This window comes from Hydrogenophaga sp. OTU3427, from assembly GCF_038440225.1.
In the GTDB taxonomy this organism is placed as follows: Bacteria; Pseudomonadota; Gammaproteobacteria; order Burkholderiales; family Burkholderiaceae_C; genus Hydrogenophaga.
The window spans coordinates 14,600-39,407 of the sequence record NZ_JASATI010000004.1 but is presented as its reverse complement, the minus strand read 5'-3'; the positions used below and the strand labels follow the sequence as shown (position 1 = coordinate 39,407).

The window sequence follows — 24,808 nt, the reverse complement described above, 5'->3', positions numbered from 1 at the left end:
CAGCAACCGGTGATTATAGCCCGAGCCAGCGCCGGAGTCGATCCACACCTTCCACCAGGCGACCGGTGTCGCGGCTGGCGAAGCACCAGCGCAGCCAGCCGGCGGCTTCCGGCCCGAAGGCGCTGCCCGGCGCCAGGCCCAGGCCGGCCTCGCGCACCAGGCGCTTGGCCACGTCCAGGCAGTCGTCCTGGCCCTGGATGCGGAAGAAGGCGTACATGCCGCCCAGCGGCGTGGCAACCTCGATGCCGGGCAGGGCCTGCAGCGCAGGCACCAGGGTGTCGCGGCAGGTCTTGAGATGAGCCACCAGGGCGGGGGTCACCTCGTCGGCGCGGGCCAGGGCCTGCAGCGCGGCGCGCTGCACGAAGACCGGCGCGCAGGAGGTGTTGAACTCGATCAGCTTGCCCATGGGCGCGGTCAGCCCGGGCGGCATCACCAGCCAGCCCAGGCGCCAGCCGGTCATGAGAAAGCTCTTGGAGAAGCTGTGGGTGACCACCAGCCGGTCATCGGGCTCGGCCAGATCCAGAAAACTCGGCGCGCAGCCGTTGGCTGTTGGGGCGTAATACAGCCGCTCGTACACCTCGTCGGCCAGTATCCAGGTGCCGGTGCGGCGGCAGTGCGCCAGGATGGCGCGCTGCTCGTCGGCGCTCAGGGTCCAGCCGCTGGGGTTGTTGGGCGCGTTGACCACCAGCAGGCGGGTGCGTGGTGTGATGGCGGCCAGCAGCTCTTCCAGATCCAATTGCCAGGCGCCGCCCGCGCCCACGCGCAACGGCACGCGCCGCACGATGGCGCCCATGATGGCCGGCTGCGCCACCAGGTTGGGCCACACCGGCGTCACCGCCACCACCTCATCGCCCGCGTCCACCAGCGCCTGGCAGGCCAGCATCAGGCCGTTGACGCCACCAGAGGTGACGGCCAGCCGCTCGGCCAGCGCCGCGGCGGGCTGGGCCGGGTGCAGGCGCGCGGTGTAGGCCGCCAGGGCCTCGCGCAGCTCGACCAGGCCGAGGTTGTGGGCGTAGAAGGTCTCGCCTTCGTTGATGGAGGCGATCGCGGCCTCGCGGATGAAGGCCGGCGTGACCTCGTCGCTTTCGCCGAACCAGAACTTGAGCACGCCCTCGCGGCCCAGGCCTTCGTTGGCCACCTCGCGGATGCGGGAGCCCTCCAGGGCGCTGACGATGTCTCTCATGAACGGTGTGCTTTCTATTCAAACAGGCTGGCTGGCGAGCTCGGACAGGGGCCAGCGCGGCTTGACGTCGAACCGGTAGCTCATGCCGGCCTCGGCGGCGGGCAGCAGGCCGGCCTGGGCGCGCATGCCGGCGGCCAGGGCGATCATGGCGCCGTTGTCGGTGCACAGGTCCAGCTCGGGGTAATGCACGCGCACCCGGCGCGCCGCGCAGCCGGCGTTGAGCTGCTGGCGCAGCAGGCTGTTGGCGCCCACACCACCGGCCACCACCAGGCGCTTGAGGCCGCTCTGGGCCACCGCCGCCAGCGCCTTCTTGACCAGCACCTCGACGATGGCGGTCTGAGTGGACGCCGCGATGTCGGCCACCACCTGGGGCGGCAGATCGGCCACCGTGGCCACATCGTGCTGGGCCAGCTGTTTCTTGAGCGTGGTCAGCACCGCCGTCTTGAGGCCTGCAAACGAGAAGTCGAGGTCGCCGCTGTGCTGCAGCGGGCGCGGCAGCTTGAAGGCCGTGCCGTCACCCTGCTGCGCCAGGCGCGACAAGGCCGGCCCGCCCGGGTAGCCCAGGCCCAGCAGCTTGGCCGATTTGTCGAAGGCCTCGCCGGCGGCGTCGTCGATGGTCTCGCCGAGCAGCTCGTAGCGGCCCACGCCGTCCACCCGCATCAGCTGGGTGTGACCACCCGACACCAGCAAGGCCACGAAGGGAAATTCGGGCGGATCAGCGCTCAGAAAAGGCGACAGCAGGTGCCCCTCCAGGTGGTGAATGCCCAGCACCGGTTTGCCCAGCGCGGCACCCATGGCCACCGCCACCCCGGCCCCCACCAGCAGGGCGCCGGCCAGGCCGGGGCCACGGGTGAAGGCGATCAGATCGACCTCGGCCAGCGTGCGGCCGGACTGCGTCAGCACCTCGGTGCTCAGCGGCAGCACGCGGCGGATGTGGTCGCGGCTGGCCAGCTCGGGCACCACCCCGCCATAGGCCTGGTGCATGGCGATCTGGCTGTGCAGGGCGTGCGCCAGCAGGCGCGGCACACCGGCGGCGGTGGCGGCCACGGAGGCGTCCACCAGCGCCACGCCGGTTTCGTCGCAGGACGATTCGATACCCAGGATCAACATGGCGCCGAGTGTAAGCGGCGGGTGTGCCCCGGATGCACCGCAACAGGGCACGGTTATTGCTGCACCCAGGGCGCACCATGAAATCAGGCCTCCATTTCCTCCTGGCAGCCAAGCGCTGTGAAATCGCCGAGCTGCAGCAGCTGACGCTGACCGCCACCCTGGTGGACGCCAGCGCCGGGCTGGTCCACGAGCTGCAGCGCGAGCGTGGCATGAGCAACCTGTACCTGGCGTCGGCTGGCCAGCGTTTTGGCGCCGAGCGGCTGGCGCAGGTGGCCAACACCGGGGCCGCCCAGTCCGCGCTGTGCGCGCACTTTGACCGGCTCGACACCGAGGCCGCCCGGCTGGGCCACGGCGCGCGCCTGTTTGCTCGCATCGCCTACGTGCTGCATGGCCTGGCCGCCCTGCCCGCCCTGCGCCAGCAGGTGGCGTCGGGGGCGTGGACGCCCACCCGCTCGTCGGCCGCCTACACACGCCTGATCGCCGGCCTGCTGGCGGTGATCTTCGAGGCGGCGGACACCGCCAGCGATCCGGCCATTTCGCGCCTGCTGGTGGGCCTGTTCAATTTCATGCAGAGCAAGGAGTTCGCGGGCCAGGAGCGCGCCACCGGCTCCGCCCTGTTCGCCAGCGGCCAGGTCGACGGCGCCGGTCAGCAGCGGCTGCTCTACCTGATCGACTCGCAGGAGCGGGCGCTGGAGGTTTTTGCCCAGTTCGCCCACCCCGACGCGGTGGCCCTGTGGCAGCGTTGCGACGTGCCCAGCACCCAGGCCGCGCTGGAACGCATGCGCCGCATCCTGTGCACCGCCGGCGAACGCGGGCCCCTCAATCCCGAACTCAGCCAGCGCTGGTTCGACATCTGCACCGACCGCATGAACGCGATGAAGGCGGTGGAAGACCACCTGAGCGCCGACCTGCGGGCGCTGTGCGAACTCCGGCGCGACAACCTCGAACACGAGCTGAGCGCGCTCGACGGCATCCACAGCCACGTGGCCGGCACACCGGACGAAGCCGTGTCGCTGTCCTATTTCGACGAACCCCAGGACGCCACGCCGGCAGCGCCCAGCTACCCGCTGGGTTCGCACCTCGACCGTTCCGTGCTGGACCTGGTGCAGGCACAGGCCAAGCGTCTGCAGGCGATGTCGGCGGAACTCGACACCACGCGCGCCAGCCTCAACGAGCGCAAGCTGGTCGAGCGCGCCAAGGGCCTGCTGATGGCGCAACGCCAGATCAGCGAGGCCGAGGCCCACAAGACCCTGCGCCAGCTGGCCATGAACCAGAACCGGCGCCTGGTGGACGTGGCCGAGTCGGTGCTGGCCCTGGCGGACCTGCCACAGACCGAACGCTGACGGTGTACTGACCCCGGCGGAGCGCCGGATGCTGCAACGCACAAGAGCTGTGCCTGCCCCCGGCGGGATGCACCAACAAGTGGCTTGCACCCTCTGCACCGGCCCATTCAGGCGCCATCTTCGGTCCTCAACCCGCCACACCGACCTGGCACACAAACTGCTTAGTCCTTGGTGCGGCACCCGCCAAGGGCGGTGGGTGCCAACAGTCAGCCAGACACAGGACAACGGCGTCCGTCATCGCAGTGCATCCGCACTCCGAAGATGGACGCCGTTGTGCTTTCCGGAACCGCATTTTTTTATTGGCTTACAGGAGTTGACCATGGACACACCGGCAAACCCCCCCGTTGCAGGCACCAGCGCCGCCACCGCGGCCGCCTCGCGCCGCGACTTCATCAAGACCGGGGGCGCACTGGCCACCGGTGCCCTGTTCAGCACGCTGGGCCACCACGGCGCCTGGGCCGCCGGCTCCGACGCCCCCGAGAAGAAGGAAGTCAAGATCGGCTTCATCCCGCTGACCGACTGCGCCAGCGTGGTCATGGCATCGGTGCTGGGCATCGACCAGAAGTACGGCGTCAAGATCATCCCCACCAAGGAGGCCAGCTGGCCCGGCGTGCGCGACAAGCTGGTCAACGGCGAACTCGACATGGCCCACGTGCTGTACGGCCTGATCTACGGCGTGCACCTGGGCACGGCAGGCCCCAAGAAGGACATGGCCGTGCTGATGAACCTGAACCACAACGGCCAGGCCATCACCCTGAGCAAGAAGATCGCCGACAAGGGCGCGGTGGACGGGGCCTCGCTGGCCAAGCTGATGGGCAGCGAAAAGCGCGAATACACCTTCGCCCAGACCTTCCCCACCGGCACCCACGCCATGTGGCTGTACTACTGGCTGGCCAGCTATGGCGTCAACCCGATGAAGGACGCCAAGATCATCACCGTGCCGCCGCCGCAGATGGTGGCCAACATGCGCGTGGGCAACATGGACGGCTACTGCGTGGGCGAGCCCTGGGGCCACCGCGCCATCATGGACGGCATCGGCATCACCGGCGTGACCACGCAGGACATCTGGCAGGACCACCCCGAAAAGGTGCTGGGCACCACGTCCGAATTCGTGCAGAAGAACCCCAACACGGCGCGCGCCGTGACCGCCGCCATCCTGGAGGCCAGCAAATGGATCGATGCCGGCCTGCAGAACAAGCTGAAGATGGCCGAGACCATCGCCGACCGCGCCTACGTGAACACCAGCGTGGACGCCATCAACCAGCGCATCCTGGGCCGCTACCAGAACGGCCTGGGCAAGACCTGGGACGACCCCAACCACATGAAGTTCTTCAACGACGGCGCGGTGAACTACCCCTACCTGTCCGACGGCATGTGGTTCCTGACCCAGCACAAGCGCTGGGGCCTGATGAAGGACCACCCGGACTACCTGAACGTGGCCAAGTCCATCAACCGCATCGACATCTACAAGCAGGCCGCCAGCGCCGCCAAGGTCAGCCTGCCCAAGAGCGACCTGCGCACGCACAAGTTCATTGACGGCGTGACCTGGGACGGCAAGGACCCGGTCAAGTACGCCGACAGTTTCAAAGTGAAAGCCTGAAGGAGACAGCCATGGTCAGCGCCGTTTTTCACTCACCCCTGGAGGCGAGTTCCATGAACACCAGCACCGCCACGCCCTCGGCCGCCGCGCGGCCCGCCGCCAAGGCCCCCCCCGTGACGGCCCCCGTCGCGGCGGCACCCAGCCGCCCGTCCTTCGACTGGCGCGGCCTGTGGCTGCGCGTCCTGCCGCCGCTGTTCGGCCTCGGCCTGCTGATCGGCATCTGGGCCCTGGTGTCGGTCTCCACCGGCAGCAGCATCCCCTCGCCGGCCACCACCTGGGAGGCCGCCGTCAAACTGTTCAGCGACCCCTTCTACCGCAACGGCCCCAACGACCAGGGCATCGGCTGGAACGTCTTGTCCTCGCTGCAGCGCGTGGCCGTGGGCTTCGGCATGGCGGCGGCGATCGGCATACCGGTGGGTTTCATGATCGGGCGCTTCAGCTTCCTGTCGCGCATGTTCAACCCGCTCATCAGCCTGCTGCGCCCTGTCTCGCCGCTGGCCTGGCTGCCCATCGGCCTGCTGGTCTTCAAGGGCGCCAACCCGGCCGCCATCTGGACCATCTTCATCTGCTCCATCTGGCCCATGGTCATCAACACCGCAGTGGGCGTGCAGCGCGTGCCGCAGGACTACATGAACGTGGCCCGCGTGCTGAACCTGAGCGAATGGAAGATCCTGACCAAGATCCTCTTCCCCGCCGTGCTGCCCTACATGTTGACCGGCGTGCGCCTGGCCGTGGGCACGGCCTGGCTGGTGATCGTGGCGGCCGAGATGCTGACCGGCGGCGTGGGCATCGGCTTCTGGGTCTGGGACGAGTGGAACAACCTCAACGTCCAGCACATCATCATCGCGATCTTCGTCATCGGCATCGTGGGTCTGGTGCTGGAGTTCGCGCTCATCAAACTGGCCACCGCCTTCACCTTCGAGGAAGTGAAATCATGAGCGACAACCTGACCAGCAAGTACATCGAGATCCAGAACGTCGAGCAGACCTTCAAGACCAAAAAGGGTTTGTTCCCGGCCCTGCGCGACATCCACCTCAACGTCGCCAAGGGCGAATTCGTGGCGCTGATCGGCCATTCGGGCTGTGGCAAGTCCACCTTGCTCAACCTGATCGCCGGCCTGACCACGCCCACCGCCGGCACCCTGCTGTGCGCCAACCGCGAGATCGCCGGCCCCGGCCCCGAGCGCGCGGTGGTGTTCCAGAACCACTCGTTGCTGCCCTGGCTGACCTGCTTCGAGAACATCTACCTGGCGGTCGAGCGCGTGTTCGGCGCCACCGAGAACCGCGCCCAGCTCAAGGCCCGCACCGACGCCGCCCTGGCCCTGGTCGGCCTGACGCCGGCCGCGCAGAAGCGCCCCGGTGAAATCTCGGGCGGCATGAAGCAGCGCGTGGGCATCGCCCGTGCCCTGTCCATGGAACCCAAGGTGCTGCTCATGGACGAGCCCTTCGGCGCGCTCGACGCCCTGACCCGCGCCAAGCTGCAGGACGAACTGCTGGACATCGTCGCCCAGACCCAGGCCACGGTGGTGATGGTCACCCACGACGTCGACGAGGCCGTGCTGCTGAGCGACAAGATCGTGATGATGACCAACGGCCCGGCCGCCACCATCGGCGAGGTCCTCAGCGTCGAGCTGCCGCGCCCGCGCAACCGCGTGGCCCTCGCCGACGACCCGCAGTACCAGCAGTACCGCAAGGCCGTCATCGATTTCCTTTACACGCGCCAGGGACACGTGGAAAAAGTGGCCTGAGGTCCAACCACCCAAAAAGGGGCACGCCGCGAGGCGCGTCCCTTTTTTCATGGGCGCTTCGGGATCCGTTTTCACCATGCTGGTGCAAGATGGCCGGACGCCGGGCCTTGGCCCGCGAGCGGTACAGGCACGGAGTTTGCATGTGGCACCACGAGGCTGACGAAGGCCTCACCCCACTGGTATTGCCCGACCCCGCGGCCGGCGCATCCACGCCCACCCTGCCCCGCCCACCGCCACGCCGGTGCGCGGGCTGGACAGGCAGCCCCTCCCCCTAGCCACCACCCTGAGCACACCATGGCCGGATTCCGTTCCTTTCTTGCCAGCGGACACAGCCCCACACTGTTTGCCGCCTTCTTCTACCTCACGTTCTCGTTCGTGATCTGGGTCATGAACGGCGCCATGGCGCCCTTCATCAGCGAGCAGTTCAACCTCACGCCGGCCCAGAAGGGGCTGCTGCTGTCCATCCCCATCGTGGCCGGCGCCATCATGCGTTTCCCGCTGGGCCTGCTGGCGCAGTACGTGGGTCGCAAGACGGCCACCCTGGTGGAGCTGAGCCTGATCTGCTTCACCATGGCCTTTGGCTACTTCTTCGTCAGCACCTACGACGACATGCTCAAGCTGGCCCTGCTGCTGGGCGTGGCCGGCGCCAGTTTCGGCGTTGCCATGTCGCTGGGCGCCGGCTGGTATCCGCCCAAGTACAAAGGCCTCGCCATGGGCCTGGTGGGCGCGGGCAACGTGGGCACCGCCATCGCCGCCCTCACCGCGCCGCCACTGGCGCTGAAGTTTGGCTGGCAGACGGTGTACGGCTTTGCCGCCATCGCCACCCTGGTGCCCATGCTGGTGGTGGCCTTCATGGCCAAGGAGCCCCCCGACCGCGACGAACACGCCAGCCTGCGCGACCACCTGGCCTGCCTGCTGGAAAAAGACGGCTGGGTGTTCAGCCTCATCTACGTCGTCACCTTCGGCGGCTTCATCGGCGTCACCACCTTCCTGCCCACCTACTACCACGACCAGTTTGGCGTGAGCAAGGTGCAAGCCGGCCAGCTGACCATGCTGGCGGCCCTCATGGGCGCCGTGGTGCGCATCTTCGGCGGCTGGATTTCCGACCACTGGGGCGGCGTCAACACCCTGACCGTGGTGCTCGTTGTCGTCTCCTTCGCGCTGGTGGGTGTTGGCCTGTCGGCGCACTCCATCGTGTTGACCACGCTGCTGCTCATCGTCTGCTTCGCCGCCCTGGGCGCGGGCAACGGCGCGCTGTTCCAGCTGGTGCCCCTGCGCTGGCCCATGTCCACCGCCGTGGCCGGCTCCATGATCGGTGAAATCGGCGCCCTGGGCGGCGGCCTGGTGCCCGCCATGATGGGTCAGGCCAAGCAGCACACCGACAGCTTCCTGCCCGGCTTCGTCGCCATGGCCATCTTCTCGCTGCTGATGCTGGCCGTGATGCGCAAGATGCAAGTGCGCTGGACCCGCACCTGGGCAGAAAAGGGAGGCCGCGCGCGCAGCGCGTGATCTGCGCAGCAGACAGGTGCGCCAGCACCTGGCCCCACTTTCTGAGACACAAAAAGGGAGGCCGCGCGCGCAGCGCGTGAACTGCGCAGCCGGTGGGGGATCGCAGCCGGCGCCCCTGCCACCCCCCGTGGCCCCGGACAGGCCGATCCGTCGGCTCTGTGTGCTGAAGAACAGACACGGCAACCCGGGACGGCGACCATCCGCTTCCGCGTGCATACACGGCGCTCGCCGAGCGCCGCCGGCTGCGCCCTGGCCTGCGAGGACCCGTCATGCCACCAAACGCCTGGAGCGCCCAACGCAAGCGCCAATACGTGCACATCAAGGACAGCCTGCTCGAGCGGGGCAGGCCCGAGCCCGTGGCCGAGGAGATCGCAGCGCGTGTGGTCAACAAGGCGCGGGCACAACACGGCGAGTCCGCAACGGCCAGCGCCTCGTCGCTCAACGACATGCCATCGGGCCGGCGCGGTGGCCAGCGTTCGCATCAAGGTCCGGGTGGCCGAACGCTGCTCCAGCTTCGCGATGAGGCCCGGCAACGCGGCGTGAAGGGGCGCTCGAAGATGAACAAGGCGCAGCTCGAAGCGGCCTTGACCCGGTAAGCCGTCACGGCGACAAGGCCACACATGGCGCGGCGACCGTCCGCTGCCGCACGGACAGGCGCGCTGGCGCGGGCATAAGGTCACACACCGGTCACGGCACCAGCCTCGTGGTCGTTCCGTCGTCAACACACTCAGGAGAGACACATGAGCCCCATCGCCACCTTGCCCACCCGCACCACGGGCGCCGATGAAGACCTTGCCGAACAAGCCCTTCCCGGCCACGGCATTCCGTCGCAGGACCCGGACCCCGCCGCCCAACATGCGCTGGCGCCCCAGGAAGCCGCGCGCGAGGCGAACTCGGTGCTGATGGGCGGCGGTGTGGTGGCCGGCACGGCCACGGGAGCCGCCCTCGGCGTCATGGTGGCCGGCCCTGCGGGGGGGGTGGTGGGTGCCGCACTGGGCGCCGTCGCCGGCGCGCTCGGGGGAGCCGCCGCTGGCACGATGGTGGATGCGGCGGATTCGCATGACACCAACACGGCGTCCATGGCCAACGTGCGGCTGCACATCGAGGACAGCGGTGGCGGCGGCCGGCCGCTGGTGTTGATCCATGGCTGGCCACTGTCGGCACAGGCCTGGGAGCCGCAGGTGTCGGCGCTGCGCGCCGCCGGCTACCGCGTGGTCGCGTACGACCGAAGGGGCTTCGGCCGCTCCGACAAACCCGCGTCGGGCTACGGCTACGACACACTGGCCGATGACCTGCAGCAGGTCATGAACCGTTGCGGGCTGCAGGATGTGACGCTGGTGGGTTTTTCAATGGGCGGCGGAGAAGTGGCGCGCTACGTGGCCCGGCACGGCGAGTCGCGCCTGCACAGCGTGGTGTTTGCCGCGGCCGTGCCGCCCTACCTGAGGAAAACGGCTGACAACCCCGAGGGGCCACTCACGCCCGAGAAGGTGCAGCAGAAGAGACAGGCACTCGAGCTGGACCGTGGCACGTTTTTTGAGCAGTTCACCCGGGACTTCTTCTCGGCCAAGGACACACTGCTGGTCACCGAGTCGCAGCGCACGGATGCCATCGCCCTGTGCCACCAGTCGGCGCCACACGCGGCACTGGCATGCATGGACGCGTTCAGCACGACCGATTTCCGCGCGGACCTGCGGCGGGTGACCGTGCCCACGCTGGTGGTCCACGGCACGGCCGATGCGATCGTGCCGATCGAAATCTCGGGCCTGCGCACCCACCGCGCCGTGGGACACAGCCAACTGGTGACGGTGGACGGCGCGCCACACGGGCTGAACCTGTCGCATGCGCCCGCGTTCAACGATGCGCTTCTGGCCTTCCTTCGGGGGTGAACCGGCGTGGCCGCCGCCATGGCAGGCAGCCCCCTCACCGAGGCAGGAACAGCAGCCAGTACACCAGCATCAGGTTCAACAGCAGGCTCAGGGCCAGCATCAGCTTCCAGCGCATGGTGGGATCGCGGTCCAGCAGGGCCGACGCCGGCGGCATGGTCAGCGGGCGCGACGCGCCACGCTCCAGCGCGAGCAGGAATTCCTCGGCCGTCTCGAAGCGCAGAATCTCGTCGCGCGCCACGGCCTTGAGCACCACGTGGTCCAGCCAGATCGGCACCTCCGGGTTGTGCCGGCTCGGCGGTGTCGGGTCGCGGTAGTAGCGGCCCACCTGGTAGGGCAGCACCTCGCCATACGGCAGCTTGCCGGTGAGCAACTGGTACAGCGTGACGCCGAGCGCGAACAGGTCGCTCTGCGCGTTGGGCAGCTGTTTGTCGGCTTCGCCGCCCGCCGGCACGCGGCTGTTGTAGCCCCATTGCTCGGGGTTCACGTAGCTGGGCGTACCGGCGTGCAGGCGGCGCATGCTCTCGGGTTCGCGACCGGTCAGCGCCACGCCCAGGTCCAGCACCCGCAGCACGCCGTCGTCACCCTGGTGCAGGTTGGCGGGCTTGATGTCGCGGTGGATCACGCCCTGGCGGTGCAGTCGGCCCAGCACGCGCAACGCCTGCATGGCGGTGCCCACGGCCTGCACCGGGCCGAAACGCTGCTGGCGATCCAGCATCTGCTGCAGGGTCTCGCCGCCATGCCAGTCGTAGAGCAGGTAGTAGGCGCTGCGCGGCTGGCGGTTGGGCAGGCTGTCGTGGATGTGGACCAGGTGCTCCGCCACCTGCGACGAACGCATGCGCTTGGCCAGCCAGGCCTCGTGCGCCAGCATGGCGCGTTCATCCTGGTCGTGGGCGCGCCCGGGGTGCAGGGTCTTGAGCGCGTACAGCTGTTGTGAGGCAGGGTCGCGCACCTGGTAGAGCAGGTTGACGCCGTTGTCGGCCACGGTGGCGGTGACCAGCAAGCCGTCGATGGCCTCGCCCAGCTTCAGGCGCGGCGGCACCGGCAGCGCCAGGGCGTCGCGGCCGGCGTCCTGCAGGTTGGGGTCCAGCAAGCCGAGCACCCGCACCACCATGGCGGTGGCGTTGTCGTCGCTGCCAGCGGCCAGTGCGGTTTCCACCAGGCCCTCGCTGGCGGCCTGGGCGCTGGGCTGGCCGGCGCATTCGGCCAGCTTGCGCTCGGGCACCTTGCCGTGCACGCCATCGGTCAGCATCACGAAGGTGTCGCCCACCTGCAGTTCGCCCTGCACATAGTCGACCACCAGGTGATCCTCGGCCCCCACCGCGCGCAGCAGTTGGTGCTTGAGATCGGGGTGGTTGACCACGTGGTCGTGTGTCAGCAGTTGCGTCTGGCCATCGCGCAGCAGGTAGCAACGCGAGTCGCCCACGTGCGCCAGCGTGTAGGACTGGCCACGCAGCACCAGAGCGGTGAGTGTGGTCAGGCCCATCACCGGCTGGCGCCGACGGTTGATGCCGGCCAGCCAGGTGTTCTGTGCACCAATGATGCGATCGAGCGCGACGGTGGTGTCCCAGGTTTCGGGCGTGCCGTAGTAGTCACGCACCAGGCTGGTCACCGTGGTCTGCGCCGCCTCGCGGCCCATGCCCCCCGCGCTCACGCCATCGGCAATGGCCACGATGGAGCCCATGTCCGCCTGCCCTTCGGTCGGCAGCATCGCGGCACAAAAATCCTCGTTGCTGTCCTTGCGCCCGGTCTGTGAGACGAAACCGATGTCGATGTCAAAAGCCATGCACCACCATAAGCAAGAAGAATGCCCAGGTTTGGTGCACGCCCCCGATTCGCCGCCGGACCGTCCCAAGGCGAAACCACCCCCTCGGGGGCAGCGACCCGCGCAGCGGCGGAGCGTGGGGTATCCCGATTCGCCGCCGGACCGTCCCAAGGCGAAACCGCCCCCTCGGGGGGCAGCGACCCGCGCAGCGGCGGAGCCTGGGGAACGCCATGCCAGCCTAGCCCATCAGCATCTGCATGCTGTGCTCGTACTTGGCCGACAGCTGCTCGAAACATTCGAGCAGGCTCTCGCTGGCCGTGGCAATGGTGTCCAGGCGGGCCAGGCGGTCGCGGCCGGCCGGGCGCCGGCCACCCTTGGGCGCGGCGGCCAGCATCTGTTGCCAGTCCTGCGTGGCGGCCTCCAGCGCCTGGCGGATGTCGGGCGTGGACAGGGGAATGCGGTTCAGGTAGGCCAGTCCCTGCTCGAAGTCGCGCTGCGCGGCGGTGGTGGCGGCCTCGCGCGTGGCCTGTTCGTCGGCGCTGGCCCCGGTGTCGGTGTCCAGCAGGTCCATCAGCGCCAGCTTGGCGAAGCGTTGCGAGAGCATGCGCTGGCGACCGGCCATGTTGAGCACCTGCAGCGGCGCCACCGAGCCGGCGCTCTCCAGGCTGGCGGTCAGGCGCTCGGCATCCTGCAGCAGGCGTTCGGCCAGGCCATCGGCCTCGCGCACCTGGCCGGGCGCGGGCGCGGCCTGCAGCACGGCCTTCAGCTGTTTCCAGGTCGCGAGCACCTGGGCCAGCAGGTCTCCGAAGGTCGCGGCCGACAGGCCCTTGCCCAGCAGGGCAAGGTTGGCGTCGATGCGCTGGACCGAATCGTCGAAACGCTGGCTGGAGGGGCCGGGCAAGACGCCGGCGCAGCGCAACAGATGCAGCTTGAGCAGGCGCTGCGACAGCATGCGCAACTGCCCGGCCCGGTTGACCGAATCGGCGAAGTGCGCCGAATGGATGATGTGCTGCGAGACCTGGCTCAGGCGCTGGTTGGTGTGCATGGACGCGGTGCGCAGGATCTGGAAGGCCTCGTCGTCGCTGACCTGGCGCGCGCTCATGAGGATGCCCTTGGCCCGCTCGACCATCTTGCGCTCCTCCAGGCGTTGGGTGACGTCGTTGAGCTGCGCGCGCAGGGCCGATTCCTGCTCGAAGCGGGCCGTCGCCAGGTGCACCAGCGGGCGCAGGCGCTGCGCGCCGTAGCCGTGGACCACGTAGGCCTGTATGCCCGAGGCGGTGGCCTGCGCGATGCGCCCGGCGTCGGAGTCGGTGGTGAACACGATCACCGGCCGGGGCGCGGTGTCGGCCACGGCGCGGGTGGCGCTGAACAGGGCATCGCCCGGCAGGTTGGCCTCGCCCATCAACAGATCTGGTGCATGCCGCACAACGCCTTGCACCAGTTTGCTGCAATCGTCGACATGCCCGAGCACCTGAAAGCCTGCCGCCTCCAGATCGGCCACCAGCGGCAGGGTGGCGCGGGGACCATGGTGAAAAACCAGCACTGAGGTCATGGAAATCAAGGCTTTCAGAGTGAAAACGGTCCGCTGGGCGGACCGCCCGGCCGGCATCGGCGGGCCCGCCCGTCGGTCGGGGGCGGCAGGGGTCCGATGATATGGCACACCTCTTGCATAACCCAGACCAGACGTGACGAAGCGTCCCGCCCCGACCGCAGCGACGGGGTTTGTGTGCACAACGACGTGCGCAAGCGACGACCAGGGCAAGCCTTGCGGCGACCCCTACCCGGCCACTCGGCCGGGCTGCATACATACCCGACTTGTATCCCTGGTGACCAGGCCATGCGCCCCTGCACGGCCCGTTCCGCAACGCAACGTCTTTTCCCTATTCAAGCGAATCACTGACAGGAGTAGCCGCGATGAAGAAATCAAAACTGGTGATGGTGGGCAACGGCATGGCCGGTGTGCGCACGCTGGAGGAGCTGATCAAGATCGCTCCCGAGCTCTACGAGATCACGGTCTTCGGCGCCGAGCCCCACCCCAACTACAACCGCATCCTGCTGTCGCCGGTGCTGGCAGGCGAGCAGACGCTGGAGGAGATCGTCCTCAACGACTGGTCCTGGTACACCGACAACGGCGTCACCCTGCACGCCGGCTACAAGGTGACCGAGGTCGACCGCGTCAAGCGCGTGGTGCACGCGGTGAACGAGGCCGGCGAGAAGGTCTCGGCCGAGTACGACCGCCTCATCATGGCCACCGGTTCCAACCCCTTCATCCTGCCCATCCCCGGCAAGGACCTCAAGGGCGTGCTGGCCTACCGCGACATCGCCGACACCCAGGCCATGATCGACGCCGCTGCCACCTACAAGCATGCGGTCGTCATCGGCGGCGGGCTGCTGGGCCTGGAAGCGGCCAACGGCCTGATGAAACGCGGCATGAGCGTGAGCGTGGTGCACGTCGCGCCCTGGCTGATGGAGCGCCAGCTCGACGACGTGGCCGGCAAGCTGCTGCAGAAGTCGCTGGAAGAGCGCGGCATGAAGTTCCTGATCGGCGCGCAGACACAGGAACTGGTGGGCGGCGAGGATGGCCGCGTCAAGGCCATCCGCTTCAAGGACGGCAGCGAGGTGCCGGCCGACCTGCTGGTGATGGCCGTGGGCATACGCCCCAACACCGCGCTGGCCGAAAGCATGCGCCTGCATGTGAACAAGGGCATCGTGGTCAGCGACACCATGCAGACCGTGACCGATCCGCGCATCTATGCGGTGGGCGAGTGCGCGGCGCACCGCGGCATCGCCTACGGCCTGGTGGCCCCGCTGTTCGAGCAGGGCAAGGTGCTGGCCACGCACCTGGCGGAGTTCGGCATCGGCCGCTACACCGGCTCGCTCACATCCACCAAGCTCAAGGTCACCGGCATCGACCTGTTCTCGGCCGGCAACTTCATGGGCAGCCCCGACTCCGAAGAGATCGTGATGAGCGATCCCTCGGGCGGCGTCTACAAGAAGCTGGTGATCCAGGGCGACAAGCTGATCGGCGCCTGTCTGTACGGCGACACGGTGGACGGCAGCTGGTACTTCAAGCTGCTGCGCGAAGGCCGCAGCGTGGCCGACATCCGCGACAAGCTGATGTTCGGCGAGTCCAACATCGGCGATGTCGGCCACGAAGGCCACAACAAGGCCGCCACCATGCCCGACGAGGCCGAGGTCTGCGGCTGCAACGGCGTCAAGAAGGGCGCGATCTGCAAGGCCATCAAGGACAAGGGCCTCTTCACGCTGGAAGAGGTGCGCAAGCACACCAAGGCCAGCGCCTCCTGTGGTTCGTGCACCGGCCTGGTCGAGCAGATCCTGATGTTCACCGCTGGCGGCGACTACTCCGCCACGCCCAAGCTCAAGGCCATGTGCAGCTGCACCGACCACGGCCACGCGGCGGTGCGCGAGGCCATCGCCAAGCCCCTGCCCGACGGCAGCAAGCTGCTGACCTCGGCACAGGTCTTCGCCCACCTCGGCTGGAAGACGCCCAACGGCTGCTCCAGCTGCCGCCCGGCCGTCAACTACTACCTGATCAGCACCTGGCCCAAGGAGGCCAAGGACGATCCGCAGAGCCGCTTCATCAACGAACGCGCCCACGCCAACATCCAGAAGGACGGCACCTACAGCGTGATCCCGCGCATGTGGGGCGGCGAGACCACAGCGGACGAGCTGCGCCGCATCGCCGACGCGGTGGACAAGTACAAGATTCCCACCGTCAAGGTCACCGGCGGCCAGCGCATCGACCTGCTGGGCGTGAAGAAGGAAGACCTGGTCAATGTCTGGAAGGACATCGGCATGCCCAGCGGCCACGCCTACGCCAAGGCGCTGCGCACGGTCAAGACCTGCGTGGGCTCCGAATGGTGCCGCATGGGCACCCAGGACAGCACCCAGATGGGCAAGGACCTGGAAAAGGCCATGTGGCGCATGTACGCGCCGCACAAGGTGAAGTTCGCCGTCTCGGGCTGCCCGCGCAACTGCGCCGAGGCCGGCATCAAGGACGTGGGCATCATCGGCGTCGACTCGGGCTGGGAAATGTACGTGGGCGGCAACGGCGGCATCAAGACCGAGGTCGCGCACTTCTTCGCCAAGCTCAAGACCGCCGAGGAGGTGATGGAGTACACCGGCGCCTTCATGCAGCTCTACCGACTGGAAGGCTGGTACCTGGAACGGACCGTGCATTACATCAACCGCGTGGGCCTGGACTACGTCAAGAAGAAGATCCTGGACGACGCCGAAGGCCGCAAGGCGCTGTGGGAACAGCTGCAGTTCGCGCTCGACGGCGAACCCGACCCCTGGTTCGACTTCAAGGAAGCCGCCGTCGACACCCGCCAATTCATTCCGATCAAACCCGTGCTGACCGAAGGGAGCGCCGCATGAGCCAAACGAACTGGACCCCCATCTGCCGCGTCGAGGACATCCCGGTGCTGGGCTCGCGCCGCGTGGCGCGCGCCCAGGGCCTGGACGTGGCCATCTTCCGCAACGACAAGGACGAGGTCTTCGCCCTGCTGGACCGCTGCCCGCACAAGGGCGGCCCGCTGAGCCAGGGCATCGTCTTCGGCACCAGCGTGGCCTGCCCGCTGCACAACTGGACCATTGGCCTGTGCACCGGCCAGGCGGCCGCGCCCGACGAAGGCTGCACGCCCAAATTCAGCCTCAAGGTGGAAGATGGCCAGGTGTTCCTGGACGCGAACGAACTCGCGACACAAGCCACCGATCTCGCCCGTCCCATCGCCGGCCCTGCACGCAGGTCCATCCCGGCCTGAGCACCATGACCGAAACGCGCTCCACCTGTCCTTACTGCGGCGTTGGCTGTGGTGTGATCATCGAGTCCGATGGCGCGCAGATCACCGGTGTGCGCGGCGACCCGGACCACCCGGCCAACTTCGGCAAGCTCTGCACCAAGGGCAGCACGCTGCACCTGACGGCCACGCCCCAGGTGACGCGCCAGACCCGCCTGCTGCAGCCGCTGCGCCGGCTCGAACGCGGCGGCGCCACCACCCCCCTCAGCTGGGACGCGGCCCTGGACCTGGCCAGCGAGCGCATCGGCGGCGTCGTGCAAGCCCACGGCCCCGACGCCGTGGGCCTGTACCTCAGCGGCCAGCTGCTGACCGAGGACTACTACGTCTTCAACAAGCTGGCCAAGGGCCTGCTGGGCACCAACAACGTCGACACCAACTCCCGCCTGTGCATGAGCAGCGCCGTGGCCGGCTACAAGCTCACGCTGGGTGCGGATGCGCCCCCGGCCTGCTACGACGACGTCAACCACGCCCAGTGCCTGTTCATCGTCGGCAGCAACGCGGCCTACGCCCACCCCATCCTGTTCCGCCGCATCGAGGAAGCCAAACGCGCCAACCCGGCCATGAAGGTGATCGTGGCTGATCCGCGCCGCACCGACACGGCCGAGCTCGCCGACCTTTTCCTGCCCCTGCTGCCCGGCAGCGACGTGATGCTGTTCCACGGCCTGCTGCACATCATGCTGTGGGAAGGCTGGATCGATGCCAGCTACATCGCCGCGCACACCAGCGGTTTCGACGAGCTCAAGGCCCTGGTGCGCGAGCACACGCCCGAATCGGTGGCCGAGGCCTGCGGGCTCAGGAAGGAAGACCTGTTCACCGCCGCCAGGTGGTTCGCGACCTCGACCGCCACGCTCAGCCTTTACTGCCAGGGCCTGAACCAGAGCAGCAGCGGCACGGCCAAGAACGCGACCCTGATCAACCTGCACCTGGCCACCGGCCAGATCGGCAAGCCCGGCGCCGGCCCCTTCAGCCTGACCGGCCAGCCCAACGCCATGGGCGGACGCGAGGTGGGCGGCCTGGCCAACCTGCTGAGCGCGCACCGCGACCTCGCCAACCCCGCGCACCGCGCCGAGGTGGAAGCACTGTGGGGCCTGGATCGTATGGGCATCAACGTGCCCGACAAACCGGGCAAGACGGCGGTGGAGATGTTCCAGGCCGCGGCCGATGGCGAGATCAAGGCGCTGTGGATCGCCTGCACCAACCCGGCGCAATCGATGCCCGACCAGGCCACCGTGCGGCGCGCGCTGCAGCGCGCCGAATTCGTGATCGTGCAGGAAGCCTTTGCCAGCGCGAGCACCTGCGACTTCGCCGACCTGCTGCTGCCCGCCACCACCTGGGGCGAGAAGGAAGGCACGGTCACCAACAGCGAGCGCCGCATCAGCCGCGTGCGCGCCGCCGTGCCCGCTGCGGGCGTGGCGCGGCACGACTGGCTTATCGCCGTGGACGTGGCGCAACGGCTGGAAGCGCGCCTGCGCCCGGGCCAGCCCAGCCTGTTCAACTACCCCACGCCCGAAAGCATCTGGCTGGAACACCGCGAAAGCACGCGCGGGCGCGACCTCGACATCACCGGCCTGAGCTACGCCACCCTCGAACAGCGCGGCCCGCAACAGTGGCCCCTGCCCGAGGGCAGCGCCCACGGCCGCGTGCGTCTGTATGAGAACGGCATCTTTCCCACCGCCGATGGCCGGGCCCGCTTCGCCGCCCTGCCCTGGCGCGCGCTGGCCGAGCCGCGCGAATCGCGTTTCCCCTTCTCGCTGACCACCGGCCGACTGCGCGACCAGTGGCACGGCATGACGCGCACCGGGACGCTGGGCCGGCTGTTCGGCCACGTGGCCGAACCGTCGGTGCAGCTCAACCCGCAGGACATGGAGCGCCGCGGCCTGAAAGACGGCGACCTGGTCCACGTCACCAGCAAACGCGGCTCCATCGTGCTGCCCGCCCAGGGCGACGCCGGCACCGGCCTGTCGCAGGCCTTCATCGCCATGCACTGGGGACCCGAGTACCTGAGTGGGCGCAGCAGCATCGGCGAGCCGCTGGCCGGCGTCAACGCCATCACCACCTCGGCCTATTGCCCCAGCTCCAAGCAGCCCGAGCTCAAGCACGCGGCGGTCAAGGTGCTCAAGGCCGAACTGCCCTGGACCCTGCTGGCCGTGGCCTGGCTGCCCGACGACCAGGCCTTGGCCACGCTGGCCGCGCTGCGCCGGCTCATGCCGGCCTTCGAGTTCGCGTCCTGCGTGCCCTTCGGGCGCGAGCGCACCGGCGTGCTGCTGCGAGCCGCCGCGCACGACGCACCCGACACCGCGCTGATCGACCAGATCGAACAGCTGCTGGGCCTGGCCACGCCCGATGCCCTGCGCTACAACGACCGCCGCCTGGGCCAGCGCCGCACCGCCCGCCTGGTGCGCCAGGGCGAGGCCACCACGCTGGAAGCTTTCGTGCTGGCGGGCGACAGCCGCGCGGAGGCCTGGATCCTGCCGTTGCTGCAGGACCAGCTGCCCGCCGGCGGCTATGGCCGCCTGCTGCTGATGCCCGGCGCCAAGGCCCCCGTGGCCGTGGTGGCCAAGGGCCGCCAGGTCTGCACCTGCTTCAACGTCACCGAGCCCGCGATCACCGAACGCCTGTCGGCGTGCGAAGGCAGCGAGGACGAGCGCCTGGCCGCGCTGCAGGGCAGCCTGAAATGTGGCACCAACTGCGGCTCCTGCGTGCCCGAACTGCGCCGCCTTGTGCGCGCCACGCCCCAGCTGCAAGCCCACTGATTTCGCACGGCATATAACCCGAAGTCATCAAGCTTGCCGGACAATCGCAAACCATGGGGATCAGCCAATACATCAAGGAAATCGGGCGTGGCAAGGACGGCGCCCGGGCGCTGTCGCGTGAGCAGGCGACCGACCTGTTCGGGCAGGTGCTGGACGGCAGCGTGACCGACCTGGAGGTGGGCGCCTTCTGCCTGGCCATGCGCATCAAGGGCGAAACGCCCGAGGAGATGGCCGGTTTCCTGGACGCCACGCGCCAGCGCAGCCGCTTGTTGGACAGCGCCGGCAGCCCCGCCGTGGTGCTGCCCAGCTACAACGGCGCCCGCAAGCTGCCGGTGCTCACCCCCCTGCTGGCCCTGCTGCTGGCCCGGCGCGGTCTGCCGGTGCTGGTGCACGGCGCGGCCACCGATTCGGTGCGCGTGCACGCGCCCACGGTCTTTGAACAGTTGGGCATCACGCCGCTGGACACGCCAGGCTCGCTGGCGCCCGGCCGCGTGGCCTACGCGCCCACCGCGCTGCTGTGCCCGGGCCTCAAGCGCCTGCTCGACGTGCGCCGCGTGGTCGGCCTGCGCAACCCGGCCCACAGCCTGGTCAAGCTCATGAACCCCTGCGCCGGTCGCGCCCTGGTTGTGGGCAGTTACACCCATCCCGAATACGCGTTGTCGATGGCGGCCACCTTCGAATTGGTGGAAGCCGATGCCCTGCTGCTGCGTGGCACCGAAGGCGAACCCGTGGCCGACCCCCGGCGCGCGCCCCAGATCGAGGCCTTCATCGGTGGCCAACGCCAAACCCTGCAGGCGGCGCAGTCGGGTTCGCTGCAGCGCCTGCCCGAGCTGCCGTCCCCCGACGCCGAGGCCACCGCCCGCTACACCGAAGCGGTGCTGGGCGGGCAGTTGCCGGTCCCCGCCCCGATCGCCGCGCAGGTGGAACACATCTTGCACGCGCACCGCCTCATGCAAACCTCCCACGCCCGCCCCGAGCCGAGCCTGCTGACATGACACCACTGAGCACCCTGTCCCCCACCGTGACCCTGGTTGGCGCCGGCCCTGGCGACCCGGAGCTGCTCACGCTCAAGGCCGTGAAAGCCATCCAGCAGGCCACGGTGCTGCTGGTCGACGACCTGGTCAACGTGGCGGTGCTCGAACACGCCAGTCCCAGCGCGCGCATCGTGCACGTGGGCAAGCGCGGCGGCTGCAAGAGCACGCCGCAGGCCTTCATCGAGAAGCTCATGGTGATGGCCGCGCTCGAAGGCGAAAACGTGGTGCGCCTCAAGGGTGGCGACCCCTTCATCTTCGGCCGTGGCGGCGAAGAGGTGGAAAGCCTGCAGGCCGCCGGCATCCAGGTGAAGGTGGTCAACGGCATCACGGCCGGCCTGGCCGCCGTGACCTCGCTCAACGTGCCGCTGACCCACCGCGACCACGCCCACGGCGTGGTGTTCGTCACCGGCCACGCCAAGCCCGGCGACGACGGCACCGACTGGCCGGCCCTGGCGGCCAGTGCCCACCAGGCGAAACTGACGCTGGTGATCTACATGGGTGTGAGCGGCGTCGAGCAGATCGCCGATGGCCTGCTGGCTGGCCTGCCCGCCCACACGCCGGTGGCGATCGTGCAACACGCCAGCCTGCCGCAGCAGCGCGAGGCCTTCTGCACCCTGGCCGAACTGGCCCGCACTGTGCGCGAACAGGGCATGGGCAGCCCGGCGGTGATGGTGGTGGGTGATGTGACCGCGGGTGTGGCGCAGCTGTCGCGGCACGCCACCGACACCCCCCCTGCCGAGGACCGGGCCACGCGCTTCGCTGCCTGACGGCCGATCGGCGCGTGGGCCACGCGCCGACAAGCCCGCGCATCGGCGGGGCTTTGCGCCAATGAGGTGCACGCGGCGGCATCCGTTTCTATAATGAAATTTCAATGCCCTGCCCACCCCTGGTGCGGCCCCCTGCGCCACCGTCCGCCCAAGCCACCCGCCATGAATTCGACCGCTGCCCTGGCTTTTGCCGACCCCGGCCTGATCACCGCCCTGCACCAGTCCACCGACGACGATCTGGATGGGCTGGACTTCGGCGTGATCGGCATGGACAGCCTGGGACGGGTGCAACGCTACAACCGCTTTGAATCCAACGCCGCCGGCTTGTCGCGCGAGCGGGTGTTGGGCCACGCCCTGTTCACCGTGGTGGCGCCCTGCATGAACAACTTCATGGTGGCCCAGCGTTTCGACGATGCCGAGGCCCAGCAAACGGCACTGGACGACACCCTCCCCTATGTGCTGACGCTGCGCATGCGCCCGGTCAAGGTCAGGCTGCGTCTGCTGTACCAGCCCGGCATGGCCCAGCGTTTTGTGCTGGTCGACCGTTCCAGCTGACCCCACATTGCCCGCCATGAACGCCAGCGCAGAACAAGAGCACGAGGCGCTGATGCAGTTCCTCTACCAGGCGCCCGTGGGTCTGGTGCAGACCAGCGCCGATGGCGAGATCACCATGATCAACCCGATGGGCGCTCAGCTGCTGATGCCGCTGGCAACCGACGGCCAACTGACCAACCTGTTCGACCTGCTGGCGCCGCTGGCGCCCGAGCTGCGCGGGCTGGTGCAAGCCAGCGGCACGGGCACGGTGTGCGATGCCTTGCGCCTGCGCGTCCCCGGCCTGGCGGACAGCCAGCCGGAGGGACGCGGCCGTGTGCCCACCACCCTCGCGCTGCGCCTGTTGCGGCTGGGCCCGGACAAGCTCATGGCCAGCGTGAACGATGTGTCGCAGGTGGAGCACGAAGAGCAGCAGCGCCTGGCCCACCGGCTGCGCGACGCCTCGCGCGTGGATGCCCTGACCGCCTTGCCCAACCGGGCCGTGGCCATCGAGCGCATCGAGGCCGCGCTGCAGGCCACACGGCAGCGCCAGGGGCCGTCGTTTGCGGTCTTGTTCATCAACGGCGACCGCTTCAACCGCATCAATGTGACCATGGGCCAGGCCGGCGGCGACGAGCTGCTGCGCCAGATGGCGGCCCGCCTCCTGGGGCTGGTGCGGCAAGGCGACGCGGTGGCCAGCAGCGGCGACGGCCGCCACACCCCGGTGCGGCTCAGCAGCGACGAATTTGTGGTGGTGATGGAGGACCTGCAGCACCCTGGCGACGCGCGCGCCCTGGCGGCTCGGCTGGTCGAGGTGCTGGGCAAGCCGTACCACATCGGCAACGAACAGGTCTATGCATCCGTCAGCGTGGGCGTGGCACTGGGCAGCAGCACCCAGCCCCACGGCGACGCGGTGTTGCAGGACGCCAGCCTGGCCATGCGCGAGGCCAAACTGGCCGGCGGCGCCCGCTACAGGATGTTCACCACCGACATGAAGGAGCGCGCCTGGTGGCGTGGCGTGGTGGAGGACGACCTGCGCCAGGCCATCGCGACACGACAGCTGTTTGTGGTCTACCAGCCTATCGTTGATCTCGCGACCCAGCAGGCCGCCGGCATGGAAGCGCTGGTGCGCTGGAACCACCCCGTGCGTGGCCTGGTGTCGCCCGTCGACTTCGTCCCGATCGCCGAGGAAAGTGGGCTCATCGGCCCCCTGTCTGCCTTTGTGCTGCGTGGCGCCTGCACCCAGTTCGTGCGCTGGCAGAACGAGTTGGGCGCATCGGCGCCGGGGCTGATGTCGGTGAACCTGTCGCGCGCGCAGCTGGCCGACCCGAGCCTGGTGGACCAGGTGGCCGAGGTGCTGCGCAGCACCGGCATGCCCGCCGGCCGCCTGCAGCTGGAGGTGACCGAAAGCCTGGCCGCACAGGACGAACACGTGCAGGCGGGCCTGCGTGAACTCAAGGCGCTGGGACTGACGCTGGCGCTGGACGACTTCGGCACCGGCTACTCGTCGCTGGCCAGCCTGCACCAGTTGCCGGTGGACGTGGTCAAGATCGACCGCTCTTTTGTCAGCCAGTTGGAGTCCAGCGAATACCACCGCGTGCTGGTGCAAGCGACGGTGCGCGTCGCCCGCACCCTGGGCATGGGCACGGTGGCCGAAGGGGTGGAAACCCCTGGCCAGGCGGCGCTGCTGGCGGCACTGGCATGCGACAAGGGCCAGGGCTACCTGTACGCCCGCCCGCTCACCCATGAGCAGGCCACCACCTGGCTGTGTCAGCCGCGGCGCCAGGCGCAGGCGCAAGGCGACAACCTGCCCGCGCCGCAGCGGGTGCCCGCGCCGGCCACGCCGCCGTCAGACACCACCACCCGCCTCCTGGAGTTGCTGGACAGCTCGCAACTGGCGGTGGCCTTGTTCGACCCCGCCGAGCGCCTGGCCTATGCCAACCGCAGCTACCGTGGCCTGTACTGGGACCGGCCCGACGAAACACCGACCTGGGAAGATGTGATGCGCGAGGCGCACCGCAGCCAGAACGGCCTGCGCATCGACACCGACGACATCGATGCCTGGCTGGCCGATGTGCGCAAGCGATACCGCCAGCAGGCCCTGCGGCGCTTCGAATCGGACATCGCCGACGGGCGCTGGCTGCGGGTGACCGAAGAGACCCGGCCCGATGGCTGGCAACTCTGCGTGTCCACCGACGTCACCAGCCTCAAGTCCACCGAGGCGGACCTGCGCCGCGCCCGTGACGCCGCGTTGATGGCGTCGATCACCGATCCGCTGACCGAGTTGCCCAACCGCCGCTTCGTGTTTGGCCGCCTGGAAACGCTGCTGGCACAGGCCCAGGCAGACGCGCGGCCATTGACGGTGGTGGTGATCGACCTGGACGAGTTCAAGGCCATCAACGACCAACACGGCCACGCGGTGGGCGACCAGGTGCTGGTGGGTTTCTCGCAACGCCTGGCCCAGTCGGTACGCCAGCGGGACGCGGTCGGGCGCATCGGTGGCGAAGAATTCCTGCTGGTCCTGACCGACACCGGCCGGGAAGGCGCGCAGCGCGTGCTGAACGCATTGCGCACCCTGTTTCGCACCCAGACATTGCCCCATCTGCCACCCAGCGTGGCCATTGGATTCTCGACCGGTATCGCGCAGGCCCATGCCAGCGACAGCACGGACAGCCTGTGGCAGCGCGCCGACCAGGGCCTGTACCGCGCCAAAGCCGGCGGCCGGGGAAACGACGTGTTTGTGCCGCACCCCGCGCTGTGACA

Annotated in this window: 18 protein-coding genes; 14 read left to right on the top strand and 4 right to left on the bottom strand. The window is 68.8% G+C overall.

Going from position 1 to position 24,808, the window contains the following annotated elements; genetic code table 11:
- Positions 1-13 precede the first annotated feature (13 nt).
- Both AAHB17_RS03565 and tsaD read right to left on the bottom strand, forming a co-directional pair.
- Positions 14-1,183: a pyridoxal phosphate-dependent aminotransferase gene (locus tag AAHB17_RS03565; protein ID WP_342129118.1), complete on the bottom strand. Its 1,170-nt coding sequence runs from the start codon at positions 1,181-1,183 to the stop codon at positions 14-16.
- Positions 1,184-1,201: 18 nt separating this feature from the next.
- Positions 1,202-2,293 carry a tRNA (adenosine(37)-N6)-threonylcarbamoyltransferase complex transferase subunit TsaD gene (tsaD, locus tag AAHB17_RS03560; RefSeq protein ID WP_342129117.1) on the bottom strand — a complete coding sequence of 364 codons (1,092 nt, stop codon included), beginning with the start codon at positions 2,291-2,293 and terminating at the stop codon, positions 1,202-1,204.
- 77 nt (positions 2,294-2,370) lie between these two features.
- Here tsaD and AAHB17_RS03555 point away from each other — a divergent pair, with 77 nt between their 5' ends.
- The 7 genes from AAHB17_RS03555 to AAHB17_RS03525 all read left to right on the top strand — a co-directional run bounded on the left by AAHB17_RS03555 (position 2,371) and on the right by AAHB17_RS03525 (position 10,378).
- Entirely contained in the window at positions 2,371-3,636 is a 1,266-nt protein-coding gene (locus AAHB17_RS03555) for a nitrate- and nitrite sensing domain-containing protein (RefSeq protein ID WP_342129116.1), read from the top strand.
- 319 nt (positions 3,637-3,955) lie between these two features.
- Positions 3,956-5,236 carry a CmpA/NrtA family ABC transporter substrate-binding protein gene (locus AAHB17_RS03550; protein ID WP_342129115.1) on the top strand — a complete coding sequence of 427 codons (1,281 nt, stop codon included), beginning with the start codon at positions 3,956-3,958 and terminating at the stop codon, positions 5,234-5,236.
- Positions 5,237-5,247: 11 nt separating this feature from the next.
- The gene (ntrB, locus tag AAHB17_RS03545; RefSeq protein ID WP_342129114.1) at positions 5,248-6,174 is read left to right on the top strand and encodes a nitrate ABC transporter permease; all 927 of its coding nucleotides are present in this window, start codon (positions 5,248-5,250) and stop codon (positions 6,172-6,174) included.
- Complete coding sequence (locus AAHB17_RS03540; RefSeq protein WP_342129113.1) at positions 6,171-6,983, top strand: ABC transporter ATP-binding protein; 813 nt, start codon at positions 6,171-6,173, stop codon at positions 6,981-6,983. Before ntrB ends, AAHB17_RS03540 begins: the two co-directional genes overlap by 4 nt.
- Positions 6,984-7,277: 294 nt before the next feature.
- Positions 7,278-8,492, top strand: a complete 1,215-nt coding sequence (locus AAHB17_RS03535) for an MFS transporter (protein WP_342129112.1) — start codon at positions 7,278-7,280, stop codon at positions 8,490-8,492.
- Between the two features lie 269 nt (positions 8,493-8,761).
- Entirely contained in the window at positions 8,762-9,088 is a 327-nt protein-coding gene (locus AAHB17_RS03530) for a plasmid stabilization protein (protein WP_342129111.1), read from the top strand.
- 144 nt (positions 9,089-9,232) lie between these two features.
- Entirely contained in the window at positions 9,233-10,378 is a 1,146-nt protein-coding gene (locus AAHB17_RS03525; RefSeq protein ID WP_342129110.1) for an alpha/beta fold hydrolase, read from the top strand.
- Positions 10,379-10,412: 34 nt separating this feature from the next.
- Here AAHB17_RS03525 and AAHB17_RS03520 read toward each other — a convergent pair whose 3' ends face one another.
- A complete protein-coding gene (locus AAHB17_RS03520; protein WP_342129109.1) occupies positions 10,413-12,161 on the bottom strand; it encodes a bifunctional protein-serine/threonine kinase/phosphatase in 1,749 nt (582 codons plus the stop codon).
- Between the two features lie 217 nt (positions 12,162-12,378).
- Positions 12,379-13,692 (bottom strand): type IV pili methyl-accepting chemotaxis transducer N-terminal domain-containing protein, encoded by a 1,314-nt coding sequence (locus AAHB17_RS03515; protein ID WP_342129108.1) that lies wholly within the window; start codon positions 13,690-13,692, stop codon positions 12,379-12,381.
- Between the two features lie 362 nt (positions 13,693-14,054).
- Here AAHB17_RS03515 and nirB point away from each other — a divergent pair, with 362 nt between their 5' ends.
- The 7 genes from nirB to AAHB17_RS03480 all read left to right on the top strand — a co-directional run bounded on the left by nirB (position 14,055) and on the right by AAHB17_RS03480 (position 24,806).
- On the top strand, positions 14,055-16,538 hold the full coding sequence (nirB, locus tag AAHB17_RS03510; protein ID WP_342129107.1) for a nitrite reductase large subunit NirB: 2,484 nt from the start codon (positions 14,055-14,057) through the stop codon (positions 16,536-16,538).
- Complete coding sequence (gene nirD, locus AAHB17_RS03505) at positions 16,535-16,924, top strand: nitrite reductase small subunit NirD (protein WP_342129105.1); 390 nt, start codon at positions 16,535-16,537, stop codon at positions 16,922-16,924. Before nirB ends, nirD begins: the two co-directional genes overlap by 4 nt.
- Before the next feature lie 5 nt (positions 16,925-16,929).
- The gene (locus AAHB17_RS03500) at positions 16,930-19,713 is read left to right on the top strand and encodes a nitrate reductase (protein ID WP_342129104.1); all 2,784 of its coding nucleotides are present in this window, start codon (positions 16,930-16,932) and stop codon (positions 19,711-19,713) included.
- Between the two features lie 53 nt (positions 19,714-19,766).
- Positions 19,767-20,708, top strand: a complete 942-nt coding sequence (gene ybiB, locus AAHB17_RS03495) for a DNA-binding protein YbiB (protein WP_342129103.1) — start codon at positions 19,767-19,769, stop codon at positions 20,706-20,708.
- Positions 20,705-21,514: a uroporphyrinogen-III C-methyltransferase gene (gene cobA, locus AAHB17_RS03490; RefSeq protein WP_342129102.1), complete on the top strand. Its 810-nt coding sequence runs from the start codon at positions 20,705-20,707 to the stop codon at positions 21,512-21,514. Before ybiB ends, cobA begins: the two co-directional genes overlap by 4 nt.
- A gap of 162 nt (positions 21,515-21,676) precedes the next feature.
- Positions 21,677-22,069, top strand: a complete 393-nt coding sequence (locus AAHB17_RS03485) for a phosphonate transporter (RefSeq protein ID WP_342129101.1) — start codon at positions 21,677-21,679, stop codon at positions 22,067-22,069.
- Between the two features lie 16 nt (positions 22,070-22,085).
- Positions 22,086-24,806, top strand: coding sequence for an EAL domain-containing protein (locus tag AAHB17_RS03480; RefSeq protein ID WP_342129100.1), 2,721 nt, complete (start codon positions 22,086-22,088; stop codon positions 24,804-24,806).
- Positions 24,807-24,808 lie beyond the last annotated feature (2 nt).

What these genes read in the sequence shown, in the direction of transcription:
- nirB (WP_342129107.1), top strand. Translation starts at nt 14,055, where the DNA reads ATGAAGAAATCAAAACTGGTGATGGTGGGCAACGGCATGGCCGGTGTG.
- AAHB17_RS03515 (WP_342129108.1), bottom strand. Translation starts at nt 13,692, where the DNA reads ATGACCTCAGTGCTGGTTTTTCACCATGGTCCCCGCGCCACCCTGCCG.
- nirD (WP_342129105.1), top strand. Translation starts at nt 16,535, where the DNA reads ATGAGCCAAACGAACTGGACCCCCATCTGCCGCGTCGAGGACATCCCG.
- AAHB17_RS03540 (WP_342129113.1), top strand. Translation starts at nt 6,171, where the DNA reads ATGAGCGACAACCTGACCAGCAAGTACATCGAGATCCAGAACGTCGAG.
- AAHB17_RS03520 (WP_342129109.1), bottom strand. Translation starts at nt 12,161, where the DNA reads ATGGCTTTTGACATCGACATCGGTTTCGTCTCACAGACCGGGCGCAAG.
- AAHB17_RS03530 (WP_342129111.1), top strand. Translation starts at nt 8,762, where the DNA reads ATGCCACCAAACGCCTGGAGCGCCCAACGCAAGCGCCAATACGTGCAC.
- tsaD (WP_342129117.1), bottom strand. Translation starts at nt 2,293, where the DNA reads ATGTTGATCCTGGGTATCGAATCGTCCTGCGACGAAACCGGCGTGGCG.
- AAHB17_RS03565 (WP_342129118.1), bottom strand. Translation starts at nt 1,183, where the DNA reads ATGAGAGACATCGTCAGCGCCCTGGAGGGCTCCCGCATCCGCGAGGTG.
- ybiB (WP_342129103.1), top strand. Translation starts at nt 19,767, where the DNA reads ATGGGGATCAGCCAATACATCAAGGAAATCGGGCGTGGCAAGGACGGC.
- AAHB17_RS03500 (WP_342129104.1), top strand. Translation starts at nt 16,930, where the DNA reads ATGACCGAAACGCGCTCCACCTGTCCTTACTGCGGCGTTGGCTGTGGT.
- AAHB17_RS03480 (WP_342129100.1), top strand. Translation starts at nt 22,086, where the DNA reads ATGAACGCCAGCGCAGAACAAGAGCACGAGGCGCTGATGCAGTTCCTC.
- ntrB (WP_342129114.1), top strand. Translation starts at nt 5,248, where the DNA reads ATGGTCAGCGCCGTTTTTCACTCACCCCTGGAGGCGAGTTCCATGAAC.
- AAHB17_RS03525 (WP_342129110.1), top strand. Translation starts at nt 9,233, where the DNA reads ATGAGCCCCATCGCCACCTTGCCCACCCGCACCACGGGCGCCGATGAA.
- AAHB17_RS03550 (WP_342129115.1), top strand. Translation starts at nt 3,956, where the DNA reads ATGGACACACCGGCAAACCCCCCCGTTGCAGGCACCAGCGCCGCCACC.
- AAHB17_RS03485 (WP_342129101.1), top strand. Translation starts at nt 21,677, where the DNA reads ATGAATTCGACCGCTGCCCTGGCTTTTGCCGACCCCGGCCTGATCACC.
- AAHB17_RS03555 (WP_342129116.1), top strand. Translation starts at nt 2,371, where the DNA reads ATGAAATCAGGCCTCCATTTCCTCCTGGCAGCCAAGCGCTGTGAAATC.
- AAHB17_RS03535 (WP_342129112.1), top strand. Translation starts at nt 7,278, where the DNA reads ATGGCCGGATTCCGTTCCTTTCTTGCCAGCGGACACAGCCCCACACTG.
- cobA (WP_342129102.1), top strand. Translation starts at nt 20,705, where the DNA reads ATGACACCACTGAGCACCCTGTCCCCCACCGTGACCCTGGTTGGCGCC.